15 protein-coding genes are annotated in these 18876 nt (G+C 61.4%); 6 read left to right on the top strand and 9 right to left on the bottom strand.

Annotated features, from left to right (window positions below):
- The first annotated feature begins 1 nt into the window (after window position 1).
- The 3 genes from HX868_RS30175 to HX868_RS30185 all read left to right on the top strand — a co-directional run bounded on the left by HX868_RS30175 (window position 2) and on the right by HX868_RS30185 (window position 4026).
- The gene (locus HX868_RS30175) at window positions 2-1429 is read left to right on the top strand and encodes an O-antigen ligase family protein (RefSeq protein WP_177005375.1); all 1428 of its coding nucleotides are present in this window, start codon (window positions 2-4) and stop codon (window positions 1427-1429) included.
- Window positions 1429-2838 (top strand): lipid II flippase MurJ, encoded by a 1410-nt coding sequence (locus tag HX868_RS30180; protein ID WP_177005376.1) that lies wholly within the window; start codon window positions 1429-1431, stop codon window positions 2836-2838. The genes HX868_RS30175 and HX868_RS30180 overlap by 1 nt, the downstream gene beginning before the upstream one ends.
- A 141-nt stretch (window positions 2839-2979) precedes the next feature.
- Window positions 2980-4026 carry an acyltransferase family protein gene (locus HX868_RS30185; RefSeq protein WP_425504260.1) on the top strand — a complete coding sequence of 349 codons (1047 nt, stop codon included), beginning with the start codon at window positions 2980-2982 and terminating at the stop codon, window positions 4024-4026.
- Window positions 4027-4052: 26 nt separating this feature from the next.
- Here the strand turns inward: HX868_RS30185 and HX868_RS30190 are convergent, their stop codons facing one another.
- From HX868_RS30190 to HX868_RS30205, 4 genes are all read right to left on the bottom strand, one after another.
- Entirely contained in the window at window positions 4053-4628 is a 576-nt protein-coding gene (locus tag HX868_RS30190; RefSeq protein WP_068931713.1) for a DUF4174 domain-containing protein, read from the bottom strand.
- A 164-nt stretch (window positions 4629-4792) separates the two neighbouring features.
- Entirely contained in the window at window positions 4793-5425 is a 633-nt protein-coding gene (locus tag HX868_RS30195) for a glutathione S-transferase (RefSeq protein ID WP_177005377.1), read from the bottom strand.
- Between the two features lie 12 nt (window positions 5426-5437).
- Complete coding sequence (locus HX868_RS30200) at window positions 5438-6016, bottom strand: GNAT family N-acetyltransferase (RefSeq protein WP_016974818.1); 579 nt, start codon at window positions 6014-6016, stop codon at window positions 5438-5440.
- A 70-nt stretch (window positions 6017-6086) separates the two neighbouring features.
- Window positions 6087-8444, bottom strand: a complete 2358-nt coding sequence (locus tag HX868_RS30205; RefSeq protein WP_177005378.1) for a DNA polymerase II — start codon at window positions 8442-8444, stop codon at window positions 6087-6089.
- A gap of 197 nt (window positions 8445-8641) precedes the next feature.
- On the opposite strand from HX868_RS30205, the gene HX868_RS30210 reads away from it, so the two are divergent.
- On the top strand, window positions 8642-10879 hold the full coding sequence (locus tag HX868_RS30210; RefSeq protein ID WP_177005379.1) for a TonB-dependent receptor: 2238 nt from the start codon (window positions 8642-8644) through the stop codon (window positions 10877-10879).
- Window positions 10880-10966: 87 nt separating this feature from the next.
- Window positions 10967-11554 (top strand): hypothetical protein, encoded by a 588-nt coding sequence (locus HX868_RS30215; RefSeq protein WP_177005380.1) that lies wholly within the window; start codon window positions 10967-10969, stop codon window positions 11552-11554.
- Window positions 11555-11595: 41 nt separating this feature from the next.
- On the opposite strand, the gene HX868_RS30220 is transcribed toward HX868_RS30215, so the two are convergent.
- The 4 genes from HX868_RS30220 to HX868_RS30235 form a co-directional block, all read right to left on the bottom strand.
- Window positions 11596-12063 carry an SRPBCC family protein gene (locus HX868_RS30220; RefSeq protein ID WP_177005381.1) on the bottom strand — a complete coding sequence of 156 codons (468 nt, stop codon included), beginning with the start codon at window positions 12061-12063 and terminating at the stop codon, window positions 11596-11598.
- 79 nt (window positions 12064-12142) lie between these two features.
- A complete protein-coding gene (locus HX868_RS30225) occupies window positions 12143-14641 on the bottom strand; it encodes a TonB-dependent siderophore receptor (protein WP_177005382.1) in 2499 nt (832 codons plus the stop codon).
- A 93-nt stretch (window positions 14642-14734) separates the two neighbouring features.
- Window positions 14735-15685, bottom strand: a complete 951-nt coding sequence (locus HX868_RS30230) for a FecR domain-containing protein (RefSeq protein WP_177005383.1) — start codon at window positions 15683-15685, stop codon at window positions 14735-14737.
- Window positions 15686-15687: 2 nt separating this feature from the next.
- A complete protein-coding gene (locus tag HX868_RS30235; protein WP_177005386.1) occupies window positions 15688-16218 on the bottom strand; it encodes a sigma-70 family RNA polymerase sigma factor in 531 nt (176 codons plus the stop codon).
- A gap of 133 nt (window positions 16219-16351) precedes the next feature.
- Between HX868_RS30235 and HX868_RS30240 the strand changes: the two genes are divergently transcribed.
- A complete protein-coding gene (locus tag HX868_RS30240; protein ID WP_177005384.1) occupies window positions 16352-16753 on the top strand; it encodes a GFA family protein in 402 nt (133 codons plus the stop codon).
- 1 nt (window position 16754) lies between these two features.
- Here the strand turns inward: HX868_RS30240 and mrdA are convergent, their stop codons facing one another.
- Entirely contained in the window at window positions 16755-18647 is a 1893-nt protein-coding gene (gene mrdA / locus HX868_RS30245; protein ID WP_016974809.1) for a penicillin-binding protein 2, read from the bottom strand.
- Window positions 18648-18876 lie beyond the last annotated feature (229 nt).

Consider the following 18876-nt stretch of genomic DNA (forward strand, 5'->3'; position numbering starts at 1 on the left):
AATGACCCTGCCCAGCCTCGTCGCCATCCTCTTCGGCCTGTTGTTTGGCGCCGTTGCCCTGCTATTGTCGCCGGCCAAGGCGTTCCTCGCCGTGATCGGCCTGGCCGGGGCGGTGACCATCCTGCGCTTTCCATTCTGGGGCCTGTTGCTGTTCGCGCTGGTCGCTACGTTCATGCCGTATTCCACGGTCAACCTGGGGATTCGCAGTACTGTCAGCGAAGCCATCCTGGCGATGACCTGGGGCGCAGTGCTGTGGAACAGCTTCCTGGTACGCCTGCCGGATACGCCGAGCCTCACCCGGCGCCCGACTGACCAGATGCTGTTGTGGCTGATGCTGTTCAGCGTGTTTCCCTTCATTGTCGGCCAGGTCACCATCCACGCCGACAGCAGCGGCGTGGCCAACTGGCTGCGTTGGTTGCTGAACTTGTCGGGGGTGTTCCTCTGCGCCAAGTTACTGGTGGACCACAAGCACCGCGAGTCCCTGGTGATCGCCCTGCTGCTGGGCAGCCTGGCCATGCTGGTGCTGTCGATTGCGGTGTTCGTGCGCACGCGCTCCGGGGCCGGCATTGCGCCGGTGCTGGCACTGTTCAACTACGGCAACTTCGACATGCTCAAATTCGGCCTGGAAGCCATGTCTTCGCGCATGGGCTCGCCGTGGATGCACCCGAATGCCATCGGCGGGATCATGGCGCTGTTGCTGCCCCTGGCCTTCTGCTTCGGCATGACCGAGCAAGGCTGGAAACGTGCTCTGGGCCTGGGCGTGGCGTGCCTGGGCGCGGCGGCCTTGTTGTTGGCGAGTAGCCGTGGCGCGATGGTCAGCCTGGCGCTGGTGCTGCTGTGGATGGCCACGCGCCGGGTGCCGTATACCGGGCGTCTGCTGATGATCGGCGCGGCGCTGACTGTTGTGCTGGTGATGGCCTATCCACCGTTGCAGGAACGCCTGGCGACGATCTTTTCTTCGAGCAACGCCAGTACCGAAGTGCGTTTCGACGAGTACCGCATGTTCCCGCAGGCGGTGGCGTCGTACCCGTTTGGCATCGGCTTCAAGGTCGATCCACCGGTGCCCGACACCCACCTGCTGGGCATCTCCAACCTGTGGCTGAACTACGTCTACAAAACCGGCATCATCGGCATGCTGTTCTTTATCGCAGTGACCGTGCGCTGGTGGCGTGAAGCGCGCCCGGAAAACGGCCCGATCCGCCTGACCAAGGACAATGCGCTGTGGCTGGGCACCACGGCCGGGATTCTCTCGGCACTGGTCAGCGGCCTGTTCGACCACTACTTCAGCTTTGCGGTGGTGATGGTCGCGCTGTTCTGGCTGATGGTCGGCATCAACGTGTTGGAGGCACGCCGGCTGTTTCCGGCACGCCTGCCGCAGGTGAAACCGATGGTCTTTCGCAAACCCGTGCTTGATGGCGCCAAGCCCTGATGCTGGGCTCCGCCGCCTGGCTGACGCTCGCGACACTGCTGGGCCTGTGCCTGGGTTTTGCCCGCGAATGGTTGCTGGTGGCGGCCTGGGGCGCAGGCGAGCGCAGTGACGCATTCCTGATCGCGCTGTTTTTGCCGGAAGCGCTGCGCATGTCACTGGCCGGCGGCGTGCTGAGTGCCGCGGCGCTGCCGCTGTACCTGGCGCGCAAGGACGACGAACGCCTGGGCTGGCTGGCCGTGTTGTTCCCGGCACTGTTGCTGATCGCGCTGGTCACCAGCCTGCTGCTGACGCTGCTGGCGCCGTGGCTGGTGCAACTGCTCGGACCGGGCTTGGCGGCGAGCGCCACGGCGCTCGCCAGCAGCAACTTGCAGATCGTCGCCTGGTGCGTGCCGGGGTTGATGCTGCACGCGCTGTTCAGCATCCCGTTGCAGGCCAGCGAACGCTTTGTGCTGGCCGGCCTGGGTTCGTTGTTGTTCAACCTGCCGCCGGTGACCTACCTCGCCCTCGCTGGCACCGCCACCCAACCGCACTCGCTGGCCCTGGCTTGCCTGGCCGGCAGCCTGTTGATGCCGTTGGCGTTGCTGCCCTCGATGTGGCGCCAGGGCTGGCGGCCGTGGCGCTGCCAATGGTCGCTCGCGCCCCTGCGGGAATTGGGCCAGCGCATCGGTCCATTGTTACTGAGCAACGGCGCCAGCCAGGGCCTGGCGCTGATCGAACGGTTGGTGGCATCGCTGCTGGGTGAAGGCGCAGTGACCTGGGTCAACCTGGCACGCAAGCTGATGAACCTGCCGCTGATTGCGCTGATGAGCCTCAACCAAGTGCTGCTGGGCATGATGAGCCGCCGTCAGGGCGATGAGCGCCTGGCCCTGCTTAAACGAGGCCTGGAAACCGCCAGCGTACTGACCCTGCCCGCCGGTGTCGGCCTGGTGGCGGCAGCCCCGAGCCTGGTGGCGTTGCTGCTGCCCAAGCAATCGCTGGACTCGCCGTTGCCGCTGCTGTTGGCCTGGTTTGCCGTGCCGCTGGTATTTGGCGCCTGGAATGCCTTGCTCGCGCGCTATGCCTACGCGGCAGGGGACACGCGCCAGCCACTGCGCTGCGAACTGCTCGGCAGTCTGGTCAACGTATTGCTGCTCGGCGTGCTGCCGTTTGTGTTCGGCCTGGCGGGGATTCCGTTGGCGGCGCTGGCCGGGGTGATCTGCACCGCGCTGCTGCTGATGCAACGCCAGGCCTTGCTCGGCGCCCTGCCCTGGGCGCGGAGCTGGCTGCTCAGCACTGTACTGATGGGCGTCGCGGCGTTGGCGCTGTTTCGGATTGAAGGCGTGTGGCTGCAACTGGGGCTGAGCACCCTGGCCGGCGCCGTGGTGTTGCTGGGCATGGGGCTGTGGCTGAAGCCGTGGCGCAAGGCATGAGGCTTTCTGTAGGAACGGGCTTGCCCGCGAAGAACGCAAGGCCCGGCGTTTACCCGGGATAGCAGCGTTATCGTTGACGATTTTCGCGGGCAAGCCCGCTCCTACAAGGGGCGGTGTGGTTTATAGAGGGAGGGTGATCAGGTGAAACATCGTTGGATTCAAATGGACATTGCCAAGGGCATCGGCATCCTGATGATCGTGTACGGTCACAGTTGGTTCGTGGCGAACTCGCTGGAGCTGCAGTACCCGATCATCGCCTCGTTCATCTTACCGTTGTTCTTTTTCCTGTCCGGCGTGTTCTTCAAGCCCGAGCAGCCCTTTGTGGAGATGGCCGTGCGCAAGGCCGACGGTCTGCTCAAGCCGTTTTTCTTCACCATGCTGGTGTATGTGATCGTACGCGACGTACTGCGCGGCCAACCCCTGCTGCCGGACATCGGCGGCGTGCTGTATGCCTCGGTGGATACCATTCCCTGGCAGGCGCTGTGGTTTCTGCCGCACTTCTGGGTGGCGATCCTGTTCAGTTGGGTAATGCTGCGCCTGATCCAGCGCCTGAAGCTTTCATTGCCGGTGAGCTGCCTGCTGATGGCGGTACAACTGTTGATCGGCATCTGGGTGCTGCCGTGGTTCTGGCAAATACCGGTGAGCGTCGGCGGGCAGACCTGGACGCTGCCCGGCCTGCCCTTCGGCCTTGAAATCACCCTGATCAGCAGCACCTACTTCATCTGCGGCTACCTGCTGCGCGACTGGCTGCGTCGGCATGAGGGATCGTGGCTGGCGCTGCTGACGTCGGTGGCGTTGTTCGCCGCCGTGTTCCTCTACAGCCACGCCACCATGGACCTGGCGCAGCGCCGCTACGACCATTGGCTGTGGACCAGCCTGCTGGCGGTGCTCGGCGTGTACGCGTGCTGGTCGCTGGCGCGGGTGCTGATGGTGTCGACGGTCATCACACGGGCGATGACCTACATTGGCCAGAACACCTTGATCCTGCTGATCTTCCACGGCGAGATCCAGCACAAGACGGTTGACCTGCTGGAGCGCCTGGGGCTGCACGCGTTTGTCGCGGCCTGCGTGGGTTTTATGGTGGCCGTGGTGGTGCCTTTGTTGATCGGGGAAGTGATCAAGCGGGTAGCGTTTTTGCGGTTCTTCTACTTTCCGTTTCCGGTGCGCAAGCCACAAAAAACCCTGTAGGCGCTCACACCTACAGGGTCTTGGGTTCAGTCGTCGAGTTGTTGCGGGGCTGGCTTGGCGCCGTGTTTGGCAGGCTTGGCGCCCTTGGCTGGCGCCGGGGCGGCAGGTTCAGGCTCCGGGGCGGCTGCGGTTTCTTTCTCGGCCATCGGCATCTGGTCGATGGCGCTGAAGAACTCTTTCAGGTCGAGGGTATCCGGTGGCACGGTCTTCTCGACTTTCTTCTCGCCGTCCTTGCCCACCAGGATCACTTTGGTGCCACTGCCGGCACCCAGTTTGAGGGCACGGATCAGGGCGTTGGTTTCCGGGGGCGTGAGCTTTTTATTGTCCTTGGGGTCCTTGGCGAACTTCTCGCCTTCGGCGCCGATGCTGCCGAACTTCACGGTGTAGAACACCATGCTGCGTTCTTCAAAGGACTGCTTGGTCGCAGGCTCGTCCAACTGTTTCTTGAGGGTAGCCAAGGTGTTGTTGCCGGAATCAAGCTCTACCACCACCAGCGGCCGGGCCTTGCCCAAGTCTTGCTTGAGCGGGTTGATATCATCAGCAGCCAACAGCGGCCCCGTAAAAGCCATCAAGGTAGCCAGGGTCAGCGACCGGATGAGCATGCGCACCTCCTTTGTATTCCATGCAGGGTTCTTGAGTTTCATGTCTGCGACAGTCAAATTCAAGGATGATTCCTACACCACTTTAAGAAAGCGTAGGACAGGACGCCCGCTACGCAAGGGTTTGCTGGGCTCAAGTGTCATTGTTTCCACTGATTTCGGAAACATCATGAGACCTTCCACGCCGGCCAATGCCGCGCAAATACGGGGGCGACGACGGGGTCGGCGTCCACGTGCGCCAGGCTCTGGGCAAAACCCGGCGCCAGGCCGTTCAATGCTTCTCGTGCTTCATCCCAGCGCGACACCGCTGCCGCCATAAGGCCCAATGCATTCGGCACGCCGTTGGGCGCAAACAGTTGCTCGTCGAACTGATCGGCGAACACCACCCAGGCCTGATGCAGGTAGCGCCGGGTGCCCGTCACCAATTGCGCCTGCACGGTTTCGTTGACGTTGCCGAGCCAGCGTTGCGGGTAGTCGATGATGCCGATGGCCGAGTAGCAATTGGCCGCGATGTACACCAGGCCGCGGATGATCTGCCCGCGGTTGCCGACCAGCAGGTCCGAGGCGGGGTATTCCAGGCCGAGGTGGATCAGGATCGCGGCACTTTCCGTCAGCACCTGGCCATCAGGGGTCACCAGGGTGGGCACCTGCTTGAGCGGGTTGATCCGGGCCAACTCATCACTGCCCTCACCCTCCGCCCAGGAGGCCGCGTCCACCCGTCGCCACTGCACTGCGCAGCGCTGGAGGGCGATTTCGATCATGCAGGAGCCGGATTCGTCGATGCCATACAGCGTGTACATGGGCCTTTCCTCCTAGCGTTGCAGTTTGGCCTGCAAGTTCGCCTTCACCTGCGGCCATTCCGAATCGATGATGCTGAAGCGCACCGAGTTGCGCTTGCGCCCGTCGGGCATGATGCGTTCGTGACGCACGATGCCTTCCTGTACGGCGCCGAGGCGCAGGATCGCGGCGCGGGACTTTTCGTTGAGTTCATCGGTGGTGAATTGCACGCGCACGCAGTCGAGCACTTCGAACGCGTAGGTCAGCAACAGCAGCTTTGCTTCGGTGTTGATCGCGCTTTTCTGCGTGGACAGCGCCAGCCAGGTATGGCCGATTTCCAGTTTGCGATTGACCCGGTCGACCTTCCAGAACCGCGTGCTGCCGACCACCTGGCCATCTTCACGACGCACCAGGGTGAACGGGATCACGCTACCGGCATCGCGCCCCGCCAGGGCGGTGTCGATGTACTTATCGACAGTGTCCGGGCCCGGTACGTTGGTGACCTTCAGGTTCCACAATTCGCCATCGGCGGCGGCGTCGAGCAAGGCGGCCTTGTGTTCCCTTTGCAGAGGCAGGAGTTCGACCGTGGTGCCGGTCAGAGTGATCAGGGTCATGGTGGCAGCGCCGTCTGGGTGGTCATCAGAGACAGAGAGTGCAGGCTGCCACCCTGACGAATCAAGCGTTTTAAAACAGGCCCATCTGACCGCCCACCAGGGTGCTGAAGTCGTCATTCACGAACGGCAGGATCGCATCCGCCACCGGCTGCAATTGCCGGGTGACGTAGTGGTCGTAATCGATGGGCGCTTGCCGCACTTCCAGGGGTTCCGGGCCATTGACGCTGATCACGTAGCTGATCCAGCCACCGCGCTGGTACTGGCGCGGGCGGTTCAGGCGGTCGTTGTATTCATCGGCCAAACGCGCGGCGCGCACATGGGGCGGCACGTTGCGCTCGTAGTCGTCCAGCCGGCGGCGCAGGCGTTTGCGATAGATCAGCAACTCATCGAATTCGCCGCTGAGGGTACGGCGCACGTAGTCGCGGATATAGTCCTGATGCGGCTGGCGATGGAAGATGCGCTGGTAGAGTTCCTGCTGGAATCGACGGGCCAGGGGCGACCAGTCGCTGCGCACGGTTTCCAGGCCTTTGTAGACCATGTCTTCGCTGCCATCGCTGCGCACCACCAGACCAGCGTAGCGTTTCTTGCTGCCCTCTTCCGCACCACGGATGGTCGGCATCAGGAACCGCGTGAAGTGGGTTTCGTACTGCAGCTCCAGGGCGCTTTGCAGGCCGAACGCGGTGAGCAGGTGCTCGCGCCACCAATCGTTGACGTGCTGCACCAAGGCCCTGCCGATGCGGCTGGCATCGTCCTGGGAATGCGCGCTGCCGAGCCAGACAAATGTGGAGTCGGTGTCGCCATAGATCACCTCATAACCTTGGGCTTCGACCAGTTCGCGGGTCTGGCGCATGATCTGGTGACCACGCATCGTGATCGACGAGGCCAGGCGTGTATCGAAGAAGCGGCAGCCGCTGGAACCGAGTACGCCGTAGAAGGCGTTCATGATGATTTTCAAGGCCTGGGACAGCGGCGCGTTGTGTTCGCGCTTGGCCTCTTCGCGGCCTTCGGAAACCCGCGCGACGATGGACGGCAAGCAATGCCGTGTGCGGGAAAACCGTGCGCCGCGAAAGCCTTCTACCGATTCACTGTCGTCGGGGTACTTGAGGCCTTCGATGAGACCCACCGGGTCGATCAGAAAACTGCGGATGATCGACGGGTAGAGGCTTTTGTAGTCGAGCACCAACACCGATTCGTAAAGGCCGGGGCGTGAGTCCATGACAAAACCGCCGGGGCTGGCCTGGGGCGGCTTGTCGCCCAGGTTCGGCGCGACGAAGCCCTGGCGGTGCATCAGCGGCATGTACAAATGGGTAAACGCAGCGACGGAGCCGCCGTTGCGGTCGGCTGGTAAGCCAGTGACGCTGGCGCGCTCCAGCAGGAACTTGAGCAGTTCGGTCTTCTCGAAAATCCGCGTGACCAACTCGCAGTCCTTGAGGTTGTAGCGCGCCAGGGCAGGCTTGTCCTCGGCGAACATGCGGTTGATCTCGTCCATGCGCTGGTACGGCGTGGAGATGTCCTTGCCTTCGCCCAACAGGGTTTGCGCGACGTTCTCCAGGCTGAAGGATTCGAAGCTCCAGGTGGCCGAACGCAGCGCTTCTATGCCATCAATGATCAAGCGCCCCGCCGCCGCTGCAAAGTAATGATTGCGGCTACCGTGCTCGCGCCAGGCCATCGGTTCTTCACCACGGCCAAGCATGAGCGGCACGTTGAGACGCTGGGCATGTTCGTGGAGCACGCGCAGGTCGAACTGCACCACGTTCCAGCCGATGATCGCATCGGGGTCGTGCAGCGCCAGCCATTGATTGAGGCGTTCCAGCAGTTGGGCACGGGTGTCGCAGTAGTCGAGCTTGAAGTCCACAGCGTCGGTTTTGTTCGGCGGACCAAGCATGTACACCTGGCGCTCGCCACAGCCTTCAAGGGCGATGGAATAGAGATCGCCCTGGGCGGTGGTCTCGATGTCGAGGGACACCAGTTTCAGCGGCGGACGGTAGTCGGGCGCGGGTTTCATCTGCGCGTTACAGAGCACACCGCTGGCGTCGGCTGTGCCGCCGAACCACACCGGGGCAGTGATGAAGCGCTCCATCATGTAGCGCTCGGGCGGGCGCACATCGCCTTCGTAGACGTCGACGCCCGCCGCGCGCAGGCGTTTTTCCACATCCATCGCCTGGCGGTGCTGGCGGGTATACAGGCCGAGGACGGGGCGGTGATGAAAGTCACACAGCTGCAACGGGCGCAATTCGATATCGCGCTCGCCCTTTAGCAGCCAATCCAGCGGCTTGCGATGGGCCTCGGGGATGAACATCACCGAGGTCTGCACGGGTAGGCGGATAAACCTCGGGCCCTGGTCTGTGGCCAGCCAGAAGCTGACCTCCGTGCCCGCCGGAGTATCGCGCCAATGCCGGGTCAGGACAAAACCCTGCTGTAAATCCACCGTACCGCACCTCAGGAATCGCTTTCAGGGCGTGATTCTACTCGGCATCCGCGCGCGCAGACCGTGTTAGTAAAAATTTGTTGCACCGCGCTAATAATAATTACTATCATTTGCACCGGAGTCGTATCCGCGCAGTGAGGACGCGCAACGCCGTTGCCCTTTTCCTCACTCATGACGGTTAGCCGTCAGGATCGCCCATGCCCGCCCCATTCGCCGTGCCGTTGCGCCCAACCCTGCTCGCCCTGTGCTGCTCCCTGAGCCTCAGCGCTCACGCTGCCACCCCAGCCACCTCGCAGGATGCGAACACCGGTCAGGAGGGCAATACGCTGGAGCTGGGCGCTACCAACATCAATGCCGACGCCCCCGCGCCAAGTGCCCTACCCCCTGTCTATGCGGGCGGCCAAGTGGCACGCGGCGGCCAATTGGGTGTGCTGGGCAACCAAGACATCATGGACGTGCCATTCAGCATGTCCTCCTACACCGAGAAGTTGATTCGCGACCAGCAGGCCGAGACGATTGGTGATGTGCTGCTCAATGATTCGTCGGTACGCCAGGCGTCGGGTTTTGCCAACCAGGCGCAGACCTTTATGATCCGTGGCCTGCCGCTCACCGGGGACGACATGTCCTTTAACGGTTTATACGGCATCCTGCCGCGCCAGATCATGTCCACCGACGCTTTGGAGCGTGTGGAAGTGTTCAAGGGGGCCAATGCCTTCATCAACGGTGTAACCCCGACCGGCTCGGGGATCGGCGGCGGTGTGAACCTGCAACCCAAGCGCGCCGATGACGTACCGCTACGTCGGTTCAGCACCGATATCAGCAGTGATGGCCGGGTGGGCGAGCATCTGGATATTGGCCAGCGCTTCGGTGAAGACAACCGTTTTGGCGCACGGGTGAACCTGTCCCAGCGCGAAGGCGATACCGGCATCGATGATGAAAGCCAGCGCTCGAAGCTGTTTGCCGTCGGCCTGGACTACCGTGGCGATGCGTTGCGCTTGTCGAGTGATTTTGTGTACCAGAAGCAGCGTATCAACGGCGGGCGCAACTCGGTCTTCCTCGGCACGGCCACCCATGTCCCGGATGCACCGTCGGCCGACACTAACTACGTGCCGAGCTGGAGCAGCACCAACCTTGAAGACACCCTGGGTATGCTGCGCGCCGAGTATGACTTGAACGAAAACTGGACAGCCTATGCGGCGGCCGGTGCCAAGCACACCCGGGAAATGGGGCAATATTCATCTGTCACCCTGACTGACAACAGCGGCAACGCCCTGGCGAGCCGCTCGACCATTGCCCATGAAGAAGACAACCGCAGCGCCATGGGCGGCCTGAATGGCAAGTTCCAGACCGGCGCTGTCAGTCACCGTCTCAACTTCGGTTTGGCCGGTATCTGGACCCAGGCGCGCAACGCCTATGTGTTCAACGCTTCATCGACAGCGACTCCAACCAATATCTACGACCCGGTGACCGGCGCACCGCCCACCTTGAACAACCCACGCAATACGCCAGGCACTGATTTCAGCGACCCAACCATTACCGCCAAGACGTTCGTGCGCAGCGCGGCGGTCTCCGATACCTTGGGGTTCTTCGATGACCGCCTGTTGGTCACGCTCGGCGCGCGCCGCCAGCAGATGGTGGTGCAGGGCTACAACTACATGAGCGGGACCCGCACCGCCAACTACGACGAGTCGATCACCACTCCGGTCTACGGCTTGGTCTTCAAGCCGTGGGAGCACGTGTCCTTCTACGCCAATCGCATCGAAGGCCTGGCCCAAGGGCCGACATCTCCCGTCAATTCGGGCAACAGGACCATCATTGGCGGCGGACAGGCGTTTGCGCCCGCGCGCTCCAAACAAATCGAAGCGGGCGTGAAAGTCGACATGGGCACCTATGGGGCAACACTGGGTGTTTACCGTATCGAACAACCTGGGGCCGGTTACGTTCAGGTCATCGATGCGACGACAGCGCGCTACGTTCGCGAAGGCCTGCAGATCAACAAAGGCGTTGAGTTGAACGTCTTCGGCGAGCCGGTCAGCGGCCTGCGCCTGCTGGGCGGCGTGACCGTGATGAAGACCGAACTCAAGGACACGCAAAACGGCGCCAACGACGGTAACCGCGCCATCGGTGTGCCTTCGTTCCAGCTCAATGCCGGCGTGGATTGGGATGTGCCCGGCCTGCAAGGTGTAACCCTCAACGGTCGCATGTTGCGCACCGGTGGGCAGTACGCCGACGCCGCGAACAACCTGAGCCTGCCCGCATGGAACCGCTTCGATATCGGCGCGCGCTACAACTTCAAGGTGGCCGAGCGTGATGTCACCCTCGGCGCCACCGTGGAGAACGTCGCCAACGAGAAGTACTGGGAATCGGCCCAGGGCGGTTTCCTGAGCCAAGGTGATCCGCGTGTCGCCAAGCTGTCGGCCAGCGTGGACTTCTAACAGGGCGGCAACAACGTGAGCCGGCAGATTTGCGCATCGCCGGCTCACCACTAGACTCAGGGCTCCTCTCACATGGAAGTCCCGACAATGAAGTTATCTCGCTCCCTGCGCCAGGCAATTGCCCTGGCCACCCTGCTGTCTGCCGGCCACCTGGTGGCCCATGCCGCCGATATCCCGCTGTCCAAATCCCTTGAAGCCGATGAAGTCACCACCAAGGTGCTGGCAGTGGATGCCGCCAAGCATCAAGTCGTGCTTGCGGGTGCCGAGGGCCGTGAGGTGCATGTGCAGCTCACCGATGCCGCCAAGGACCTGGGCAACCTCAAGGTCGGCGACCAGGTCAAGGTATTGACCACCCACTCGGTCGCGGCCGTGCTGGACACCGACGTGGACAAGAGCGCACCGGACGCCAGCGAAAAAACCGGCGTGATCCGCGCCACAGCCGACAACCCCAACCCAGGTGGCGCTGCCTTCCGCCAGGTGCAGGTGCAACTGAAGATCACCCATATCGACCTGAAGAAAAACCAGGTCACCCTGGAGAATCCAGCGGGTGCGACGAAGGTGTTGAACGTTGAGAAACCGGAAATCCGTGCCGGCCTCAAAGACCTCAAGGTCGGGCAGAGTGTGGTGGTGATTTACACCGACACCCTGGAGATCACCACCGCTCACGAAGGCTGAGACCCGTGAAAGGCGGGCATCACTGAGGATGCCCGTTACCCTCAAGCCTGGCGGGCCCGGCTCAGGTAGTTTTCGATATTGCCCATCTGTTCGTCCCAGCCACGGGAATTCATTTTGAAGGCCTTCTGCCGTCGTGCCTCAGGCACGGTATCGAACCCGGATTCGACCACCCGCAGCAGAATGCCCGGCGCCCGATCCTCAATGGTGAATTCCACTAACGTTGGGGTTTCCTGGTCGTAGTCGACACCCTCCTCTACCGCAAAGGGATGCCACCAGAACGAGAACAGTGTTTGCGGCAGGATGCGTTCGATCCTGGCCTTCCAGATCACATGTTCGTAGCCCGGATAAGTGATCGGCGCCTCGATACTTTGCCCGGCAACGAAGGTTTTGCCTTTAAGGGCGATACCAAACCATTGGCCGAATTGCTCGGCATCGGTGAGGGCTTCCCAGACTTGTTTACGTGAAACGTTGAGCAGGACTTTTCGTTCGATTCGATCCAATACGTGCATAAGTCACCTCCTCCATTGACAGTAGGCGACATCGAACAATGCGCAACCTTTCGGCCGCGCATTGGTGTTGCGACTTACTTCAGAACGTCCACTTGGCGTTGACCATCGCATTACGCGGCTCGCCGTAGGAGCCCGAGTTGAACGTGCCCATGCCGTCGTAATACTTCTTGTCGAACAGATTGTTAACGTTCAGCCCCACCGACAAATGCTCATCCACCTGGTAGTTGGCCAACAGACCGACCACGGCGAAGGGATCCTGCACTGCCTTGTAGTACGGGCCGGTGTAGTTGATCTGCGTGGTGGCGTACATCTCGCTCTGCCAGGTGACATTGCCACCCACCGTCAAGCGGTTCAGGGCGCCCGGCAGGCGGTAAGTGGTGCCCAGCTTGAACAGGTTGAGCGGCTGGTTGACCTGCACGCGTTCGCCGTCCTTGGAGTGCGACTCGCGGTAGGTGTAGCCGCCGAATACGTTCCAACCGGCGGCCACTTCACCGGAAATCTCCGTTTCGACACCGCGCGTGGTGGTGCCGGCGATGGCCTTGTAGACCGTTTTGCCACTGGCATCGTTACCCGAGTCGGCGGCGGTGTTTTTTTGCTCGATGTCGAACAGGGCGATGCTCGCGTTCAAGGCACCGTCGAAGAATTCACCCTTGAGCCCGATCTCGTAGTTGTCGCCTTCCAGCGGGGCCAGCGAGCCGCCACTGGCGGTCTTGTAGAACGTCTGCGGCAGGAAGATGCTGGTGTAGCTGGCGTAGACCGAGTAAGTGTCGTTCAGGTCGTAGATGATGCCCGCGTAGGGGGTCACAACGCCGGTCTTTTTGGTTTTGTCGGTTTTTTGCGAGTAGGGGGCGTATTCCGTCACCTCGTCGAGCTGCTTCCACCAACTGACGCGGGTGCCGAGAATGAGGGTCAGCGGGTCCATCGGCTTCAAACGTAAAGCGCCATACACACCGGTCTGTTGCAGGGTGGTAACGGCCCCCCCGGCTTCATTGTAGGAACGGCGCCCATACTGCCGGCCGTCCCACGTGAAGATGTTGTCCACATCACCATAGTCATTGTCCTGGCCGGCCAGGGTACTGCTGTAGTTGGGGAAGTTCAGGTGAGTGTGCGAAGTGCTCGCGCCCACTACCAACTCGTGCTCACGCCCTCCCAGCTGGAACGGACCATTGGCGTACACATCGAGCGTGTCCTGGGTCTGGTAGCTGTCGAGACGGTAGATGAACGCCTTGGCGCCCTGGCCGGTGATCGGGTCCGGGTAGCTGCCACTGGCGGAAGCACCCTGCCCTTTGCGATAGGAATACTGATGGCTGTAGGCAGTCTTCAGGCTCCAGTCGTTGTCGAGCTTATGGTCCAGCATGGTGCTGAAGGTGTAGCTGGTGTTGTCCATGTAGCTGGAGCGTGTTGCCGGGTTGAAGGAGCGGGAAAAATCGGTCTGGCGGCCATTGTTGTAGAACAACGGAATATGGCCGTAGCTGGTGCCATTGGCATCGTTGTTCTGGTAATCCAGGCTGGTGCGCAGGGTGGTGCTGTCATTCAGGTCGATATCCAGCGCGCCATACATCACACGCTTTTCTTGCTTGTACCAATCCACGAAGGACTTCTGTTTCTGGTACGCCGCGACAAAACGCCCGCGCACATTACCGGTTTCGGTCAACGGGCCCGACACGTCGACTTCGGAGCGATAGCGATCCCAGGCGCCTGCTTCTCCCGCAATGTGCGCCTGGAAGTCTTTGGTCGGGCGCTTGCGCACCAGGTTGATGGTGGCCGACGGCGTACCTGCACCGCTCATCAAGCCGGTGGCACCGCGCACCACCTCAACCCGATCGTAGATGACCATGTCGGAGAGCGGGCCGATATATTGCTGGGACTCGTTGGCGATCTGGGACGGAATGCCGTCGTACTGGAAGTTCTGGATCTCGAAACCGCGGGAGTAAAAGGAGTAGCGCTCGCTGTCTCGATGGTTGCTGCTGATACCAGGGGTGAAACTCAGCACTTCGCTGAGGGTGGACAGGTGCTGGTCGTCCATCAGTTTGCGGGTGACTACGCTGACTGACTGCGGCGTTTCGCGCAGGGACAGCGGCAGCTTCGTCGCCGTGCTGGCCGCACCCGTGGTGTAGGAACCGCTGTTTTCGGTGGTCAGACCCAGCCCTTCGGCGTTGATGTTGGTGGCGCCAAGGCTCAGGGTGCCCGTGCTGGCTTGGGGCGCCAAGCCGTAACTGCCGTCGTTATTGCCGGACAGGGCTAGGTTGCTGCCCGTCAACAGTTGGGCAAAACCTTGTTCGACGCTGTAAGTACCTTGCAGGCCGGCACTTTGCTTGCCGGCGGTCAGGCCCGAATCGAAGGACAACACCACGCCAGCATCACTGGCAAATCGGCTCAATACCGAGCCCAGCGGGCCTGGGGCGATGGAGAAAGCCCGCTGCTGGCTGGCCGCCATGGCGCTGGAGCCTGCCGCAAATAAAGGGGTAAGCAGCCCGGCTTGCACCATCAACGACACGCCAAACAGCGCGACCTGCATAGGCTTTTTACGAAATGACCGAAGCGGCTGAGTGGCGACTGAGGTTTGCCCTGCGCGCATGTTGACTCCTGATGACTTGAAGCGAATGAAGGGGGTTTGCAGGAGGAGTCGAACGAAGGGCGGTAAATCGACAACAGTTGTTGATAATTATTTTCAACCGTGCGGGACGACGGTCGTCCAATAGCGGGTGCGTGCCCTGAGACGCACCGGCAGCGCGTGGGTCAAGGCGTTGAGGGCAAGGTCGATATCGTCCAGGGAATAAGCCCCCGAGACTGTCAGATGGCCGACTTCAGGCGCGCATCCCAGGTAACCCGACCGGTAGCGCGACAATTCGGCCAGCAGGCGATCCAGACGCCAGTTGTCGACGATCAGCCGACCCTGCGCCCATTCGCCTTCGCCAGGTTCGTTGGCCCGAAGGGAGAGCATGCGCCGGGTATCGAACGTGACAGTCTGGCCGGCTGTGATCACGGTTTCCGCCGGTTCGATGCCCTGACGCACCGCCACCGCGTGTTGCAATACGCTCATGCCGGTGAAGTCATCGAACTGGCGAACGGTAAAACGCGTGCCCAACGCGCGCATTTCACCTTGGGCACTGCGCACCCGAAAAGGACGCGGGTCGGGGGCCGTTTCCACGAGGATTTCTCCGGCACGCAAGATCAGCAAGCGTTGCTCGGCGGTGTAGTGGATATCCACGGCGCTGGCGGTATTGAGGGACAGCCGTGTGCCATCGTCCAGGCGCAAGCTATGACGCTCGCCGGTGGTGGTGCGTTGATCGGCCATCCAATACGGCGCCTGTCGATAGCCGGACCAGCCGATGGCGCTCACGCCGGCACCGACCACCACACTCTTGAGCAGCGCACGGCGGCCAAATCGTCGGGACTGGTCGGTAGCGACGTCCAGCACATTGACGGCGACCGCGCCGGGCAGGCACTGGAGTTGGTTTTGCAGGATCTCCACGCGCTGCCAAGCCCATTGATTCAGCGAGTGTTCATCTCGCCAGGCGAGCCAAGCTGCGTGCAACTCAGGGTCTCCGGGCTCGGCCGCCAGGCGGGCGACCCAGTGGGCTGCCGCGCTGAGGGCTTGGCGTTGCGCGTCATGGGTCACCTTCAATGCTCCAAGGCGAAGATCAGGCAATGCTCGGTGGCTTTGGCAATGTATTTGGTCACCGAACTTACCGAGACCTGTAGCTGTTCGGCGATGTCCTTGTAAGGCATGCCCTGCAACTGTGAGAGCAAGAAGGCGCGCTTGGCCTTGCGCCCAAGACCATCGAGCATGGCATCGAGGCGCTGCAGGGTTTCGATGACCAACAGCCGCTCCTCCGGCGAGATGGCATAGGCTCGCGGCTGCTCGGCCAGGGCCTGGAGATAAGCCTGCTCCAGGGCTTTGCGGCGAAAGCTGTCGATCATCACTCGCTTGGCGATCGTCACTAGGAAGTGCCGTGGCTCCTTCAATTCAGCGGCTACCGGCTGCGTGCGCTCGGCGAGCAATAAACGGATGAAGGTGTCTTGAGCCAGGTCAGCCGCCTGATGGGAGCAACCCAGGCGCGAACGTAACCAGCTGACCAACCAGCGGTGGTGGTCACCGTAGAGTTGGCCAATGGGTTCGTGGGAAGAATGAGGCCCAGCAGACAAAGGCATAATGATATTGCGCACGAATGAGAACGCTTCGCAATTTAGAGCAATGTAGGAATAAGGGCAATGGCTTGTATGACTGTGATGCGCAGCGTGTCGGCGAAAGGTAAATTATCCCCCTCCCCCTGAGGTGATCACGATGACTCAACAGCTCCATGGAAGTTGCTTCTGCAAGGCCGTGCACTATCAACTCGACAGCTTGGATATGCCCATAAGCCACTGCCATTGCGACAGTTGCCGCAAGGTACATGCGGCGGCATTTGTGGCGACAGCCGGCGTAATGCGTGAACACTTTCGCTGGACGCAGGGCCAGGCGTTGCTGGCGTCCTTCGAATCGTCGCCGGGTAAACTCCGGCATTTCTGCTCGCGCTGCGGCTCACACCTGATGGCAGAGCGTGGGCATCAGCCCCACGTCATTGTACGGGTGGCGACGCTGGACGATGATCCGGGCGTCAGGCCTACAGCGCACATCTGGACCGCCCATGATGTGCCTTGGCTGTCCTACGAAGACGTAGACCAATGGGACGAGTGGAAAGCCTGAATCATACCTTGGGATCGCCGGGCGCTTTGGCCGGCGTCGCATATTGGGGTTTCAGATGGCCTTCCTGGTCGAGGAGCCAGGCGTCCATGATCTGGCGCACCACAGGGCCTGCCACGCGGCCGCCGGCCTCGCCGTTTTCGATCATCACCGAAATCACGATTTTCGGGTGTTCGGCCGGCGCGAAGCCGACGAACAGGGCGTTGTCGCGATGGCGCTCCAGGGTCTTCTCTCGGTTGTAGCGCTCGCCCTGCTTGATCGCTACCACTTGCGCCGTACCACTCTTGCCGGCAATGCGGTATTGCGCGCCTTGTGCGGCAGCACGGGCGATGCCGCGCGGATCGTGCATCACCAGTTGCATGCCGTGATTGACCTGTTCCCAATCACGTGGGTCCTTGAGGACCACGTTCGGCATCGGGTTTTCATCCACTGGCGGCACGCCGTTGATGGTCTTGGCCAAATGCGGTCGGTTCCACACGCCTTTGTTGGCAATCAGTGCAGTGGCTTGGGCCAGTTGCAGCGGTGTGACCTGCATGTAGCCCTGGCCGATGCCAAGGATCACCGTTTCACCCGGAAACCAGGGTTGGCGACGCGTGGCGCGCTTCCAGGCCTGGGAAGGCATCAGGCCGGCGGACTCTTCGAACATGTCCAATGAGACCTTCTGGCCCAGACCGAACTCAGCCAGATAGTCATGCAGGCGATCGATGCCCAGCTTGTGGGCCAAGTCGTAAAAATAGGTGTCGTTGGAACGCATGATGGCCGCGTCCATGTCTACCCAACCGTCGCCGCTGTGGTTCCAGTTGCGGTATTTGTGGTCAAAGTCCGGCAACTGGTAGTAGCCAGGGTCGAATACTCGGGTTTGAGCAGTGACAACACCACTGTCCAGGCCGGCGATGGCGACTTCCGGCTTGATGGTCGAGCCTGGCGCGTAGAGACCACGTAGCACACGGTTGAACAGCGGCCGGTCGATAGAATCGTGCAGCGCGGCGTATTCCTTGAAGCTGATACCGGTGACAAACAAGTTCGGATCGAAACTTGGCTTGCTGACCATGGCCAGTACTTCACCGGTTTGGGGATCCAGTGCAACCACCGAACCACGGCGATCACCCAAGGCTTCTTCCGCCGCTTCCTGGAGATGCACGTCGAGGCTCAGCACGATGTTTTTGCCGGGAATCGGGTCGGTGTGCTTGAGTACGCGCAGTACGCGGCCTTGCGCATTGGTCTCGACTTCTTCATAGCCGACGTGGCCATGCAGCTCCGACTCGTAAAAGCGCTCGATACCGGTCTTGCCGATGGACTGCGTACCGCGGTACTCCACGGAGTCGAGGGCTTTGGATTCTTTCTCGTTGATCCGGCCTACGTAACCTATGGAGTGCGCAAAGTGAGCGCCCAACGGGTAATGGCGGACGAACTGCGGTTCTACGTCTACACCTGGGAGGCGGAACTCGTTCACGGCCAGCAGCGCGATCTGCTCTTCGGTCAACTCGTAAAACAAGGTCACAGGGACGAAGGGATGGCGTGCCTGCTTCAGCGCCTTGTCGAAGACAGCGCGATCTTCGGCAGGCAAGTGCAGCAAGCTGACGATAGCGTCCAGCTCGCCCTTGAGGTCGGTGGTGCGTTCGCGGGTGATGGTCAGGTTGTAGCTGGGGCGGTTGTCGGCCAGTACCACACCGTTACGGTCATAGATCAACCCGCGCGTGGGAGTGATCGGCAACACGTGGACACGGTTGTTTTCAGAAATCGTCGAGTGATAGTCGAACTGTACGACCTGCAGGAAATACATGCGCCCCACTAGCGCGCAGGTAATGCCAATCACCAACAGCGCACAGGCGAGCAGGCGCTTGTTGACCAGGCGGTTCTCTTTTTCGTGATCTTTGATCGGTATCGGTTCAGGCATTTCTACAGCATCTCGTTGAAGAAGGTCGACGCCGCGTCCTGCGGATGAAAGCTCAATCCCTGTGAAAATGTGCTGCACCATACCAAAAATGCGGAAACACTTTGCATCGAATTCCCGAACGGCGTGCTAATGACCCGTTTTATGAGAGCAATTGCGCAGAGGAAGCCCAGGGTTGGCAGGTTGATTTACGACGACTGAACTTTTCGGCCGCCCAAAACAAAACCCCATC

The sequence above is a fragment of the Pseudomonas reactans genome, from assembly GCF_013385825.1.
GTDB classification, from domain to species: domain Bacteria; phylum Pseudomonadota; class Gammaproteobacteria; order Pseudomonadales; family Pseudomonadaceae; genus Aquipseudomonas; species Aquipseudomonas reactans.

What these genes read in the sequence shown, in the direction of transcription:
- HX868_RS30175 (WP_177005375.1), top strand. Translation starts at nt 2, where the DNA reads ATGACCCTGCCCAGCCTCGTCGCCATCCTCTTCGGCCTGTTGTTTGGC.
- HX868_RS30180 (WP_177005376.1), top strand. Translation starts at nt 1,429, where the DNA reads ATGCTGGGCTCCGCCGCCTGGCTGACGCTCGCGACACTGCTGGGCCTG.
- HX868_RS30190 (WP_068931713.1), bottom strand. Translation starts at nt 4,628, where the DNA reads ATGCTCATCCGGTCGCTGACCCTGGCTACCTTGATGGCTTTTACGGGG.
- HX868_RS30195 (WP_177005377.1), bottom strand. Translation starts at nt 5,425, where the DNA reads ATGTACACGCTGTATGGCATCGACGAATCCGGCTCCTGCATGATCGAA.
- HX868_RS30200 (WP_016974818.1), bottom strand. Translation starts at nt 6,016, where the DNA reads ATGACCCTGATCACTCTGACCGGCACCACGGTCGAACTCCTGCCTCTG.
- HX868_RS30210 (WP_177005379.1), top strand. Translation starts at nt 8,642, where the DNA reads ATGCCCGCCCCATTCGCCGTGCCGTTGCGCCCAACCCTGCTCGCCCTG.
- HX868_RS30215 (WP_177005380.1), top strand. Translation starts at nt 10,967, where the DNA reads ATGAAGTTATCTCGCTCCCTGCGCCAGGCAATTGCCCTGGCCACCCTG.
- HX868_RS30220 (WP_177005381.1), bottom strand. Translation starts at nt 12,063, where the DNA reads ATGCACGTATTGGATCGAATCGAACGAAAAGTCCTGCTCAACGTTTCA.
- HX868_RS30225 (WP_177005382.1), bottom strand. Translation starts at nt 14,641, where the DNA reads ATGCGCGCAGGGCAAACCTCAGTCGCCACTCAGCCGCTTCGGTCATTT.
- HX868_RS30235 (WP_177005386.1), bottom strand. Translation starts at nt 16,218, where the DNA reads ATGCCTTTGTCTGCTGGGCCTCATTCTTCCCACGAACCCATTGGCCAA.
- HX868_RS30240 (WP_177005384.1), top strand. Translation starts at nt 16,352, where the DNA reads ATGACTCAACAGCTCCATGGAAGTTGCTTCTGCAAGGCCGTGCACTAT.
- mrdA (WP_016974809.1), bottom strand. Translation starts at nt 18,647, where the DNA reads ATGCCTGAACCGATACCGATCAAAGATCACGAAAAAGAGAACCGCCTG.